The organism is Amycolatopsis sp. PS_44_ISF1 (assembly GCF_032335455.1).
Taxonomy (GTDB): domain Bacteria; phylum Actinomycetota; class Actinomycetes; order Mycobacteriales; family Pseudonocardiaceae; genus Amycolatopsis.
Genome location: NZ_JANUXO010000002.1, coordinates 1,740,712 through 1,753,463, shown reverse-complemented (window position 1 = coordinate 1,753,463; position 12,752 = coordinate 1,740,712). Strand labels below are relative to the sequence as shown.

Genomic DNA, 12,752 nt, shown 5'->3' with positions numbered 1-12,752 from the left:
AGGTGACACGCCCCACGAGTGCACCCGTCGTCGACTGCGAGACCACGTCGAAGCCTCTGATCGTCAAAGCTCAGGGGCCGGTTTGGTGACACGCCGGTCAGCGTTCGGGGCTGGTGATCGACTGGCTGTCAGGCAGGGTGGATGGCAGATCCAGTCCGGGTGTGCAGGCCGACCGATCACGAGGGTCAGCGGCTGCAGCAGATCGCGAAAAAGAACCGGCTCCGCAGTGCGGCTGCGGCGGGCGATGGTAGTGCTCGCCTTGGCCAGAGGAAACACCGTTCCCACGATCACCCGGCTGGTCCAAGGCGGCGAGGACACGATCCGCGGCGTGATCCACCGGTTCAACGAAGCGGAGCTGGCCAGCTTGGACCCTCGGTGGGCGGGTGGCCGTCCCCGCCTGATCAGCCCTGAAGACGAAGCCCTCCTCGACGCGACGGCTACCACGCGACTTAAGGAACTCAAGCAGCCCTTCACCCGCTGGAGGCGGCGCAGGCCGGGCGGGAACGGCTGCGGCAGTTCCTGCGCAAGCACGAGATCAGCTTCCAGCATACGAAGACCTGAAAGGTATCCCACGACCCGGACCGGGATACGAAGCTGGCCAGGACCGGGCAGGTCACCAGCAGGTTCCCGGATCAGGTGTTCACCTTCGACGAGTTCGGTTCACTGACCATCCGGCCGCACCTGGGAGCCGGTTGGGCCCGACAAGAACATCCGGACCGGCGCCCGGCGATCTATCACAAGCTGCAAGGAGTCCGGCAGTTCCACGGCTGCTACTCCGTCGGCGACGACACCCTCTGGGGCGTCGTGCGCACCAAGAAGTCCGCCGTGAACACTCTGACCGCGCCCGAGTCGATCCGTGCCTCGCGTCCGGACGGAACACCGATCTGCATCATCCTGGACAACCTCTCCGCCCACCGCGGACAGCCGATCCGCAACTGGGCGGCCCGCAACAAGGTCGAACTGTACTTCACCCCGACCTACTCCTCCTCGTCCAATCCGATCGAGGCGCACTTCGGGCCGCTGCGCACGTTCGTCATCGCGTGATCGAACCATCCGAACCGTCCGGTGCTAGCTCGTCGGCTGCACGAAAATGTGCAATGGCGCAACGCCAACGCTTGGCGCCTCGACATGCTCGCCGTGCAACGTCGTGAACGCGCACGAGTCTGCAGCGAAAAGGGCATCCGCTGGGGCAACCAACACCTCACCCCTGCCGCCTGATCAACCCGGGCGAACCTATCTGGACACAGCACTAGTGCGGCGCGGGGTCGTCGTCCGGCGGGAGCTGGTGGACCACGATGTCCGGCCCGGCCGCCGTGTCCGGGTGGGACAGCGGCTCGGCGGGCCGGCGCAGCAGGACCGCCAGCGCGGCGAGCGCGAGCACTGCGGCCCCGATCAGTACACCGGCGCCCGCACCGAGCGAGGTGGTGAACGCGATCGGCGGCCCTGCCTTGAATGCCGCGGTGAGCACAGCAGCCTCGTTGGCGAGGTGGACGAGCAGGAAAATCACGGCAACCACGGTGACGGCGCCGGCGGGCACCGCGGCGCGTCCGGCGGCCCGGGTCACCCGGTCCGGCAGCCGTGGCGCGAGCCCCACTGCGATCGCCACCATGGCCACCAGCGACCCGATGACGACCAGCGGCCCGCCGAAGTACCGCGGGATCGAGAACGGTGTGTTCCGCATTCCGGTCGACCACGCCGTGACGTGGTAGGCGACCTCGCTGTGCCCCAGGGTCAGGCTGATGGTGCCCAGGTCGAAGAATGCACCGATGATCAGCAGTCCGCCGGTGACGAGCAAAAGCACCGCACCGGGTTCGGGGAACCGGTGGACGGCGGTCTCCTCCGCCTCGGCGGCGGGGCCGAATTCAGCCATCGGGCGATCATCCGACCCCGTCCGCGGCTGCGCGGTCTCGGCCCCGACCTGGGGGAAGCCGATGGTTCGAGCGGACGATCGGAGTTGTGGGGTGGTCGGGGCCTGGCACCCGCCGGGCATCGTCGACATCGTTCTTCACTGCCGGGATTGTGCTGCACTGCTACGTATCACGAGCCGGTTGCGCGGGCGAGTACCTCACTGTCGTCTCATCCTGGATGGCCGAACAAGCCGCCGGTGTTTCCGGGGGGCTGGTTTCCCTGTTGCGGTGGTGACGTCTGGAAGGCCCGGTAGCGTTGCTTGGTGACGCACCGGATGACAGCGTGCATGAATCTTGCGCGGTCGGGCACTCGCACTGCCCAGCGTTCGTCGGTGCGGGTGTTCCACAGCACGCCCGTCTCGTGACCGCCCATCACCAGGTAGAGCGCCAGCTGAAGGAACATGGCGCGGTCGAGTTCGGAGACGAACTTCAGTTCGAAGACCTGGCCGTCGTGCACGGCGTCGGCGACACCCACGAACCGGACAGGCGTCGCCGACGGCGACCCGAGAGCTGTACCAGTAAGGTTCATCGGTACCTGGGCTTCGCAGTCGCGGGGAAGCTGGGTCGCCAGCCGTCTGGTCAGCGCGTCGCGTATGTCGCTGCTGACTTTCCGGGTGACCTGCTCGGCGTAGCGCATCTGGTCGGTGTCGACGGCGGTCAGCAGCAGCGCATCGTGCCAGGGGTCCTCGTTCAGTTTGATGCGCAGCTGCTTCGCGATCGGTTTGGGGTTCAGCATCACTTCGAGGGCGGGGTTGTACCGGTCGAAGAAGACCGCTTCCTGGTAGTGCCCCACCACGGGAGAGAGGTCGATCAGCCCGTCGACGCGGTCGATGGTGATCTCCTCGCCTGAGCCGTCGTCGAGGCGTCGCCGGTCTAGCAGGGCGATACACGCCTGGAGGTTCTCCGCGTAGGTGAAGTCGAAGCAGTCCGAGGCCAGCAGTGGCTTGTCGTATTTCGGCTGGTCCTCGTTGAGCAGTTGGGTGAACCGATGCACGGGGATGAAGCCGATGCTGCGGGGTTGACGGCGGGCGTGTGCTGATCGCACGAAGACGACTTCGTGCTTCCCGCGGGACGCGGCCACCAGGAACACGTTGCGCATGACGGTGGTGTCCACGTTCGGGAAGCTGCAGCGCATGTCCCACATGTTCTCGTCGTAGTCGAACACCACACTCGTCGGGCGTTCCAGGCCTTTGCTGGAGTCGAATGTGGTGAATACGGCGGTGTTGTCGTTATAGGTGACCGATTTGTCGCCGTCGCGGATGGAGGCGTAGACGGTTTCTTTGTTGAAGACCTCGCTATCGTGGTGTTCCAGATGGTTCAGTGCCTCGGACATCTGCCCGTTGCGTTTGCCCAGGCACAGCAGGTCGCCCGGATTCTTCGCGCGCATGAGATCAAGCGCATCGGAGTAGGAGACGTACCGGATCGTCTGCGCGGGGTTGACGCCTACCACCGGCTTGTTCCATGCCTCGGACAGCAGCTCGCCAAGCTCCCGGCCTGCCCGGAAAGACTGTGTGAACGGCATCAGCTCGGCCTGGCGGGTGATCTCCCGCGTGAACCGCTGCACGTCCAGCGTGGTGTTCGACTGCACTTTCTGCGCCAGATCACCAACCAGCACGGTCTGCATCGCCGGGTTCAGCGACTTGATGTTGCGCAGCAGCTGCGCGTATTCCTCGTTGATGTCCTGGTACTCGTCGACGACGAGCAGATCGAAGCGCGGAAACCACGCCGACATTCTGGCGAAAGCGGAGTTGAACCGCCGGATGGATTCGTCCAGGCCGCACGTGATGCCCGCCCGGAGCAGCGACGGGTACACGATGCCGTGGTAGTTCTGCACTTTCGCGTTCCGTACCCGGCGTTGCGCATCGGCCTTCAGCAGCTTGCTGTAGGTCAGGTACAAGACCTCTCGGCCTCGACCCACTTCAGTGCACAGAGCCTGGATCGCGGTGGTCTTGCCCGATCCCACCGTGGCATCGACGATCACATCCCGCCCCGCGCGCACCGCGTCGATCATCCGGCGCTGTTCGCCGCTCAGCGGAACAGCCGACACTGCGGCGCTGCGGCCATGACTCCCGCGAGGGCTGGACACCCGGGCTGGGCTGACGACCGTCGCGAAGTCCGGATCGGCTACGAGCCGCGCCCGCAACACCGCCTCGCCATCGGCTCGCATCGCCGGCCGCAGGCCCCGGGGCAGCAGCACCTGGCACCGAGCTTGCACCCCACCGGGCGTACGTTCCAGCGTCTCCGCCAGCACCTCCAGCGCCACACCGCGCCTGAGCCCGTCCAGCAGGGTCGCGGTGTCCTCCCCAGACCAGGCCGCGCCCGCTCGGCGTGGTGCGGACGCGGAGTCGTCACTCCGGCTTTGAGTAGTCACCTCAGCACGTTATCGATAATCATCGACGCCATGCGCCGGTTCCGTGAACCCAGGCCACGAGCTGCGCGAGTTCTGTTCAAGCGCCGGTGGGCGCGACCCGGTGACACTGATGTAGGACGACGTCGCGATTCCAGACTGCGCCACGTTCTCGTGCCGTCCGATACCGGCGTCTCACCCGGTCACGATGCCGGTACGCCGCCGTACCGATGGGCGTCTCGACAGCATGACGTGACGCCGTTGCGCGAGGTCGCTGCGCTCGATGGGTATGCGCAACGCGAGCGGTTCGACGGCCCGGCGGGCCTGGGTGATCTGCTGCCAGCGACGGTCGGAGAACGCCGGGATTGTGAAGCCGCGGGAGGGTAGTCGGTCGGCGAGACCCGCACCGACCACCCGCACGAAACCTCACCGACCACCCGCACGAGCGCCTCGCGCACGACGGCCAGGCTCCCCCTGTTTCTCGGCGAAGCCCTGCGGCTGGAGAACCTCGCGGGGAAGCAGCTCCTGCGCATGATCGCGTTCCGCAGGCGTACATGGACTTGCTCGGAAAGCATTGACGTCCCCGCCGAGGGTGGGGTGCGGGCCGTTCCAGTCATCGGCCGGTTGCGTCGCACAGGCCCTGGCCCGGATGTCGCCGTGCTCTATATCCGGTTGCCGGAGGGCAACGGGATCGAACTGGCCCGTCAGCGGTGCTGCCGGCTGCCCGCGCTGCGGTGCCTGATGCTGACTTCCTACACCGATGAGCAGGCCAGATTCGACTCGGTGCCGGCTGCCGACCTGCGCACCGGCCACCGCTGAGTCTCACCCGTGTGCGTGAAGCCGGCCGGGAATTTCGCAGTCCCCGTGACCGGCGCGGGAGTGGATCGAATGCAGTGGCATCCGGAGAGCAGCCGGAGCGGCCCGGCGGCGGTCAACGAGCCGCCGGGCCGCTTGCGCGAAGGCTCAGAACGGCTTGAGGGGAAGATACTTGCCGTCCAGGGTGATGACGGCACGTTCGCCGCCGTCGGGGTCGGCGATTTTCCGGACGTCGAGCTTGAAGTTGATGGCCGAGATGATCCCGTCCCCGAACTGCTCGTGGACGAGTTCCTTCAGGGTGGTGCCGTAGACCTGGAGCATTTCGTAGAAGCGGTAGATGGTCGGGTCGGTGGGCACCCGGTCCGGGATCGAGCCGCGGGCCGGGATGGTCTGCAGGAGAGTCACCGCGTCCTCGCCGAGTTCGAGCAGCCCGGCCACAGCGCGGGCGGCACCGGCCGGCAGTGCCTGCTGGCCGAGGACGGCGGCGGTGGTGAAGGCGACCGAGAATCCGGATACGTCGGCGATCTGCTGCCAGGTCAGGTCCTTGGCGATCTTGGCCTGCACGGCTTCGGCGGCCAGTGAGATTCGGGCCGAGGGATCGAACTGTGAATGTGCCACGATGAAACCTGCTTTCTGCGTGCTGTATCGCGAGGATTGTGAACAACTGAGGGTAATTCCGGAACGAGGCATGTCGTTCCGTCGGAATGGCCAGCCCGATGCCGGGATTCAGGCCGCGTGGGTGATGCCGAGGTCTTCGACGGCACCGCTTGCGATGTCGAAGACCCAGCCGTGAAGGGTCATCTTCTGCTCCGCGCAGGCTTGGGCGATGGCCGGATGGGTGGCCAGATTCGCCAGTTGCGTGTACACGTTCTGTCTGATCAGCGCGGTCACCGGGTCCGGACGGCGCCCGGCACCGGCGGTGCGGGCGACAGCGGAGTCGGCATGCCGAAGCCAGGCGGCGACAGCGGGGACGGCGGTGAGGTCGTGCCGCTCGGCCAGGGCGGTCATGGCGCCGCAGCCCGAATGGCCGCAGACGACGACGTCGCTCACTCCCAGGACCGCCACCGCGTACTCGATGCTTGCCGCGACACCGTCGCCGCCCGGGCGGTGGGCGGGTATCAGGTTGCCGGCAGTGCGGATCACGAACAGCTCGCCCGGTTCGCTCTGCGTGATCAGCTCCGGCGGGATCCGCGCGTCGGAGCAGCCGACGAAAAGGGTGTGCGGTGCGTGATGCGTGGCTAAACTCCTGAATAGTTCGGCTTTTTCCGGGAAAACCTTCTCCCGGAACCGGTTGATACCGGCGGCCAGTTCAGTCATAGGAGCTCCTTCTGTTTCACCGGTCTTTCCGGGTGACACATTTCATGCTGCCGCCGGCTGGTCCCGGTGTCCAAGACTCGCTGTTCATCGCCGGAATTCGTTTCATCTATAGTCGGGGCATGGTCGCTGTCGAACTGCGTCACCTGCGGTATCTGCTCGCGGTCGCCGAGCACGGCAACTTCACGCGCGCGGCCGAAAGCATGCATGTGTCCCAGCCCACTTTGTCCCACCAGATCAGGCAGCTCGAACGCATGGTGGGCGCGCAGTTGCTCGATCGCAGCGGGCGGGCGGTGCGGCTGACCGACACCGGCATTGCCTACGCCGAGCACGCCGGGCGGGCGCTTCAGGACCTGGCCGCAGCGGAACGCGCGGTCCACGACGTACGCGATCTCTCCCGCGGCCGGGTGCGGCTGGCGCTGACCCCGACCTTCGCCGGCTACCTGGCCGGCCCGGTTACCGCGGCAGTACACGGCCAGCACCCCGGCATCGACGTCACGGTGACGGAGGCGAACCAGGATGGGATCGAAGCGCAACTGCTCGCGGACGAGCTCGACCTGGGTATCGCCTTCACTGGACCGCACCTTCCCGGTATCACCGCGGTCCCGCTGTACACCGAGACGTTGAGCCTTGTCACCCGGGCCGAGGGCGCGACGGTACCACCCGGCCCGCTCCCTGTCGGGCAGTTGCACACCTGGCACCTGGCGCTGCTCAGCACCGACTTCGCCACGCGCCGGCACATCAGCACCTATCTCGCCGACCACGGGGTGACGCCGCGCATCGCGGTCGAAGCCAATTCGATCCACACACTGACCGACATCGTCCGGCGAACCACGCTCGCCACAATCCTGCCCGACGAGGTCGCCCACGAGCTGTCCGGACTCGCAGTCACCACGCTCTCCCCGCCGCTGCCCGCCAGAGAGGTCACCCTGCTCAGCCGCACCGATGCCTACCCGAGCGCCGCGATGCGCGCCACCACCCAGCTGATCCACGACTTGACCCACACCCGCGGGTACCGGCTGGCCACCGGAGCGTGAACAAGACCGCGACTCCGGCCGGAAAAAGCGCCTCGGCCGCCCTGGAAGCCCATGTGCCCCCGGCAGAGCTGGTCGACTCCTGATTCGAGGACAAAGCTGTTGTGCCGGTCAGGCACCGGTTCAGGGTTTTCCGTGGAGTATGGAGTCTTCTGTCCGTGGGGATGGAGCCCGGTCCGCCGCGCGGGACGCAGCGCGGCGGACCGGTGCCGTTGTTCGTCCGTCACCCGGGACGAGGTGGGTAGCGGGTCAGTTCACGGACCAGCGCTGCAGGCTGGCGCCGGAGTCGGCTTGCTGGGTCACCAGTGCGCCGTTCGCGGTGGACGCGGTGGTCAGCGACAGGCCGGAATGCGCGGACGTGAATTGGTAGCTGCCGTCGGATTGCCGGGTGGCGGTCCAGTGCTGGTTCGTGCCGCCGGTGCAGGTCCACTGGATGATGGCGGTGCCCGCGGTGGTGGCGCCGCCGTTGACATCGACGCACAGCCCGGACTCGATGCTGCGCAGCTGGTAGGAGCCGTCCGGCTGCTGGGTGAAGGTCCAGCTCTGGTTGGCGCCGCCGTTGGTGGTCCAGGTGTCGAGCTGGGTGCCTGCCGCGGTGCTGTGGTTCGGCACGTCGAGGACTTTGCCGCCGACGGAGATGGTGTGTGTGCCGGTGAGCCCGGCGGTGCCGACGGCGGTGATGGTGAGGGTCTGCTGCGCAGCGGTGCGGCCGCCGCCCACCGCGTTGCCGGTCGTGTCGGTCCAGTGGCGGACGGGGGTGGTCTCCGCTAGCCGGCTCGAGGTGGCCGAGAGGCCCAGGACCAGGCCGCTGTAGCGGTTGACCAGGCGGTAGGTGCCTGACGCCGTGGGCACGATCCACCACTGCTGGCCGACCGCCGGGCCGCTGTCCGTGGTCACGGTCGGCGCGGTGCCCCAGGCCCTGGTCGAGGTGGAGGACGAGGGGATGCCCAGCAGGCCGCCGCTGGCGACGTTGGTGATCCGGTACGAGCCGTCGCCGTTGGCCGCGAAGGACCACGCCTGCTGCGTCGAGCCGTCGCCGGGGGCCACGGAGGTCGTGGCGGAGCCGCTCGCCGCCTGTGCGAGCACGCGGCCGTCGCCGTTGGCGATCGTGTAGGTCTTGGTCGGATCGAACGGGACCGCGGCGCGCGTTGGGTTGTCCAGGGTGAGGTTGACGTACTCGCCGGAGGCGTTGCCGGAGCAGCCGAACGAGCAGTAGGCGCGGAAATTTCTGCCGACGATGGTGGAACTGGTCCTGTTTCCGCTGTCCACGAACCACCGGTACCACGAGGCGGCGTGGTAGCTGCCTGTGTCACCGATCAGGTGCCACTTCTGTGATGCGAGGTCGTCGGTGGCGTAGAGCTGCTGCGGCGCGTTGCCACTCTGGTCGACCGCCTGGGGCTCGCCGATGTACAAGCCCAGGTAGGCGTTGTAGGTGATGTCCATGACGAACAGTGGTGATGTGGCCGGCATCGTGCCCGCAGCGATCTGCTGGGCGGACGTGCCGGTGCTGGCCGGGTTGTACTCCTTATCGGCCGGGGTGTAGCCGGTGGTGTTCGAGGAGGTGACGGGGACCTGGTTGCTCTCCTTGCCGCCCACGCCCGGTTCCGACCACGCGCCGTTGTACCACTTGCGCCACGAACCGGGCGCCATCTTCGAGGAGATCGGTGCGCGGGCCACGTGCGAGTAGAACGCTTTCCAGCCGCCGCTCTTGTCGACCACGCGGGAGCCGTAGAAGACGTAGAAGTAGCCGGAGGCGGTGTCGACGTAGAGCCGCTGATCGCCGGCGCCGTAGTAGTAGGTCTGGTTCGGGAACGCCGCGGTGTCCCCGCGCTTGGTGCTGTAGGGCGAGGTGAGCACGTGCGAGGTAATTTTCCAGGTTCTGCCCTGATCGGTGGACACGGCGTGGTCGATCGCGTCGTAGTGCAGGCCGTCGCCGAAGGGTTGCGGGGTGAACTCGTTGTGCACCAACCCGTACCAGTCCCCGGTGTCCGGGTCCACCCATGTGCCGACCAGGTCGCAGTAGTTGCGCTGGGCGTAGCCGGAGCCCGCCGGTGCGTTGGTCGATTGCAGGCCCGTGGGACTGTTGTTGCACCGCCAGGTGGTGTCGTTGTTCTGGTCGCTGGAGTTCGCCGGGTTGACCGCGTTGCTGATCGCGCCGGACTTGGTGGCGTCGTCGAAGGTCGTGCCGGTGTAGAAGTCCCAGCGGCGTGGGTCGTTCGCGCCGTAGAGCGCGAGGGACTGCTGGAAGTAGAACGTGCCGTCCTTGTCGATGTACGGCGTGGCCGGGGAATCCGTCGGGTAGGACCAGCCGCCTTTCGCGCCGACCGTGACGGTGTACCCGCCGGCCGGCGGGGCGGCAGCGGCCGATGCGGCGGGGAGCGCGCCGCCGCCGAGCAACACGACCGCGGTTGCCGCCACCGCGGCGGCTCGCCGTCTGCCGCGTCGGATCCTGCACGGCGGGGAGGTCTGAGCAGGTCGCATCCGGGCTCCTCAGTCGTCTCGCGAATCGATCGGGCGCTCATACCGCGGCCCCCGCCGCGATCCGGTCGTGGAGAGCGGACTGCGGGGTGGGCGAGTGGCTGTGTCGGCCTGCGCAGTATGTGAACACACGGTGTTCGTTCTTGCAAGGTATTGTTTCTTTTTGATCACTAGTGAGCAGTATTTGGTGAACATGGGACGATCTGACCTTTCGGCCGTCGCCTAGAGCAACATTCCCCTCCGGAGAGTCCTGAACGGCTTTCCGGCAGGAGTGTCACCCTCGCGGCAGCCCGGCGGGACCGATGGCGCGAACGACTCGAGCAGGGCGGCGACGCTACCCAGTGGCCAGGCGCTCGACCGCGGATCACGTACTCGTCGGTATCGACGGCGAGGAGATCGCCGGTGCCACAGGCGGTAATGCCGAGAGGACCGGTGGCCAGGCGAAAACCGGACCGGTCCCGGTGATAACCTGCGCCGGCCCGAATGGTTCACGTCTCACAGGCACCGTGGTCGTGGCTACGATGACGGCTCAACTCGCCGGCGGCTGATCGACGGGCTCTCGGCCCGGGTCCTCCGCCGAGCCGGAGGCCGTGTGCGGGCCCGGCGTTACTCGGATTAGAAGAACATCCGCCAGATTTTGTCGGCGGTGTTTTCCAGGTGGTGCCATTCGGTGGCCACGGCTTTCTTCCCGGCTTCGAACAGGTCGTTGGCTCCTTTTTCGATCTTGTCGCGCACCGATTGCGGGAGCGCGTCCCATGCCAGTTCGGCTGCTACTCCGACCACGACTCCGGCGAGGGCACCGCCACCGCTGGCGATCACGGCCGCGCCCATGCCGAGTGTCTTCGTGGTGAGTTGTTTGGCGATGACGTTGCCGATCAAACTGCTGGCGGTGGTTTCGGCGAGGTTGGTCGCGATGGATTTGACGGGTGGTTTGCCGTGGGCGATGTCGTAGGCGATCGAGCCGGCGGTGGCCACCTTGCCGAGGAACTTGCCTCCGAACTCGTCGGCCCCGAACTTGGCGATGTCGGCGTGGGTGGTCTTGAGCTGCTGCCCGCTGATGCCGGGTTCGCTGCGCCACTGGGCGATGACGGGATTGCTCTCGAGTGCCTGGGCTTTCGTCCGTAGTTCGCTGATCCGAGCCTCGGAGAACCGCTCGATGGTTTTGCCCACGAACTCGGCCGCAAGCATGACCTGCTTCTCCACGATCTCACGCCATACCGCTGTGATCATGGTCGCGGCCGCGGAGAAGACGAGCACCAGGCTCCGCGCCTCGGCGCAGGCCGTTTCGTAGGCGGCGAGCAAGCGCTGGTGCCGGGCGTCGGAGGCGGCCTGGACCACCGGGTCGGCCCAGCATTCCCCGATGGATGACGGCTCGGAGATGACCGTCCCGGCCACCTGCAGACCGGCGGCGATGGCTGCGTCGACGGTACGGGCCATCCCGGCCTGCGCGGTGCGGAGACCCTCGGCGAACTGGTCGAAGGTTTCCGCGGCTTTCATGACGTCACCGGCCAGCTGGTCCTGGCCGCTGCGGATGTGGTCCATCCGGGTGCCGAAAGCGGCTGCAGCCGGGCCGGTCCAGCTGGTCCCGGACATCTCCCGGCTGCGGATCACGGCGACGGTGGTGTCGTTGATCGTCGCGGCGAGTTGCCCGCGCAGCCAGGTGGCCGTGGCGTGGATGCCGTCGGGATTCCCGGAGATGAGGGTGTTGATCGGCATGCTGTCCTCCTTCGCAGGGCGGGTCAGATCAGGTGGTCCACAGCTGCAGCACGCGGTCCCGGGCATTCTCATCGCCTGTCCGGTAGGCATCGGCGGCCGCGCCGACGGCGTCGCCGATGGCGCCGAGACCGATCGCGACCTGGGCGGTGGCGTCGAGCAGGTGCGCCAGCACCGCGCCGGCGGCGCCGCTGAACTCGCCGGCCTCGGGCGTCGCGGGTACACCGCCGGTGAGGCTGTCCACGCAGGAGTCGGCCTGATGCAGCATCCCTTTCACGGTGGCGAGATCGTCGTAGGGGATGGTGAGGATTTCGCCGTCGTGGCTCATCGCGGGCCCCTGCCGTTGGTGCGGGCGTGGTAGGGGACGGGCAGGTCGAGCAGCACCACGTCGAACGGGGTGACCCGGTCGAGCTTGTCCAGGTGCGCGGTGACGGCCACGACCCACGGCTGGGTAGCCCCGCAGAACGCGGTGAGCCGGTCGAGCGCGGTGTAGGCGAGCAGCGCCACCCGCCCGTCCCGCATGACCCGGGTCCGGACCGCGACGACCCCGTCGGCCACGGGCCGCACGCACGGCAGGTAGAGCAGCGGGGGCGCACCGGCCGGCACGGTCTCCGGCGCCGTCTGCGGCAGCCGCTCGGGCTGCCAGCCCGGTTCGAAGCTGCTCACCAGCCCTCGCTGGTCTCCCGGCCCGAGGCCGGGGATGTCGAACCATGAAGTATTGCTCATCACCTGCTCCTTTGGCGTAATCCCTGTCCCGCCCGCCGACAGCCGCCCGCGATCGTGGTCACCGGAGACGGTGAGTACGTGGGGCCGGGAGTTCATCGCGCTGCGGCGGGGTAGAGGCTGATCGCCTCGACTCGAGGTGTGTCACCGGAATACGCGGCAGAGCCGACACGGTGACGGGACGGTGGTACTGACTGGATCAGGGTCAGGCCGAGGATCATGCCGATGACGCCTGCCCAGATCGCGAGCAGGAACAAGGTGCGTACCGAGCACAGGACCTTCATTCATCCGCTCCTCCCACGGTCTCTGCTCCTGGCCCTGGCCTGTCCGGCAGTGCTGCCAGCGCAGAGTGACCCCTTCTAGTCATACTGACAATTTCATGCTGCCCCTCGAACGGTAGCGTTGAGACCTCTTCTGGTC

The 12,752-nt window shown here is 67.3% G+C and carries 13 protein-coding genes; 4 read left to right on the top strand and 9 right to left on the bottom strand.

Annotated features, from left to right (window positions below; translation table 11 throughout):
- Positions 1 to 244: 244 nt before the first annotated feature.
- Positions 245 to 667 carry a helix-turn-helix domain-containing protein gene (locus NYF13_RS22190; RefSeq protein ID WP_315660387.1) on the top strand — a complete coding sequence of 141 codons (423 nt, stop codon included), beginning with the start codon at positions 245 to 247 and terminating at the stop codon, positions 665 to 667.
- Entirely contained in the window at positions 637 to 1,044 is a 408-nt protein-coding gene (locus NYF13_RS22185) for a transposase (RefSeq protein ID WP_315659319.1), read from the top strand. Before NYF13_RS22190 ends, NYF13_RS22185 begins: the two co-directional genes overlap by 31 nt.
- Positions 1,045 to 1,249: 205 nt before the next feature.
- Here NYF13_RS22185 and NYF13_RS22180 read toward each other — a convergent pair whose 3' ends face one another.
- Entirely contained in the window at positions 1,250 to 1,870 is a 621-nt protein-coding gene (locus tag NYF13_RS22180; protein WP_315659318.1) for a hypothetical protein, read from the bottom strand.
- A 206-nt stretch (positions 1,871 to 2,076) separates the two neighbouring features.
- A complete protein-coding gene (locus NYF13_RS22175; RefSeq protein ID WP_315659316.1) occupies positions 2,077 to 4,278 on the bottom strand; it encodes a DEAD/DEAH box helicase family protein in 2,202 nt (733 codons plus the stop codon).
- Between the two features lie 507 nt (positions 4,279 to 4,785).
- On the opposite strand from NYF13_RS22175, the gene NYF13_RS36770 reads away from it, so the two are divergent.
- Positions 4,786 to 5,073, top strand: coding sequence for a hypothetical protein (locus tag NYF13_RS36770; RefSeq protein ID WP_396287627.1), 288 nt, complete (start codon positions 4,786 to 4,788; stop codon positions 5,071 to 5,073).
- Between the two features lie 144 nt (positions 5,074 to 5,217).
- Here NYF13_RS36770 and cynS read toward each other — a convergent pair whose 3' ends face one another.
- Together cynS and NYF13_RS22160 are read right to left on the bottom strand one after the other, a co-directional pair.
- A complete protein-coding gene (gene cynS / locus NYF13_RS22165) occupies positions 5,218 to 5,688 on the bottom strand; it encodes a cyanase (protein ID WP_315659314.1) in 471 nt (156 codons plus the stop codon).
- 108 nt (positions 5,689 to 5,796) lie between these two features.
- Positions 5,797 to 6,387, bottom strand: a complete 591-nt coding sequence (locus NYF13_RS22160) for a carbonic anhydrase (RefSeq protein WP_315659313.1) — start codon at positions 6,385 to 6,387, stop codon at positions 5,797 to 5,799.
- 119 nt (positions 6,388 to 6,506) lie between these two features.
- Between NYF13_RS22160 and cynR the strand changes: the two genes are divergently transcribed.
- A complete protein-coding gene (gene cynR / locus NYF13_RS22155; RefSeq protein ID WP_315659312.1) occupies positions 6,507 to 7,421 on the top strand; it encodes a transcriptional regulator CynR in 915 nt (304 codons plus the stop codon).
- A gap of 246 nt (positions 7,422 to 7,667) precedes the next feature.
- On the opposite strand, the gene NYF13_RS22150 is transcribed toward cynR, so the two are convergent.
- The 5 genes from NYF13_RS22150 to NYF13_RS22130 all read right to left on the bottom strand — a co-directional run bounded on the left by NYF13_RS22150 (position 7,668) and on the right by NYF13_RS22130 (position 12,616).
- Positions 7,668 to 9,836 (bottom strand): RICIN domain-containing protein, encoded by a 2,169-nt coding sequence (locus NYF13_RS22150; RefSeq protein ID WP_315659310.1) that lies wholly within the window; start codon positions 9,834 to 9,836, stop codon positions 7,668 to 7,670.
- Between the two features lie 675 nt (positions 9,837 to 10,511).
- Complete coding sequence (locus tag NYF13_RS22145) at positions 10,512 to 11,507, bottom strand: hypothetical protein (RefSeq protein ID WP_315659308.1); 996 nt, start codon at positions 11,505 to 11,507, stop codon at positions 10,512 to 10,514.
- 133 nt (positions 11,508 to 11,640) lie between these two features.
- Positions 11,641 to 11,937, bottom strand: coding sequence for a hypothetical protein (locus NYF13_RS22140; protein ID WP_315659307.1), 297 nt, complete (start codon positions 11,935 to 11,937; stop codon positions 11,641 to 11,643).
- The gene (locus NYF13_RS22135) at positions 11,934 to 12,335 is read right to left on the bottom strand and encodes an SAV_915 family protein (protein ID WP_315659306.1); all 402 of its coding nucleotides are present in this window, start codon (positions 12,333 to 12,335) and stop codon (positions 11,934 to 11,936) included. The genes NYF13_RS22140 and NYF13_RS22135 overlap by 4 nt, the downstream gene beginning before the upstream one ends.
- A gap of 92 nt (positions 12,336 to 12,427) precedes the next feature.
- On the bottom strand, positions 12,428 to 12,616 hold the full coding sequence (locus NYF13_RS22130) for a hypothetical protein (RefSeq protein ID WP_315659305.1): 189 nt from the start codon (positions 12,614 to 12,616) through the stop codon (positions 12,428 to 12,430).
- Positions 12,617 to 12,752 lie beyond the last annotated feature (136 nt).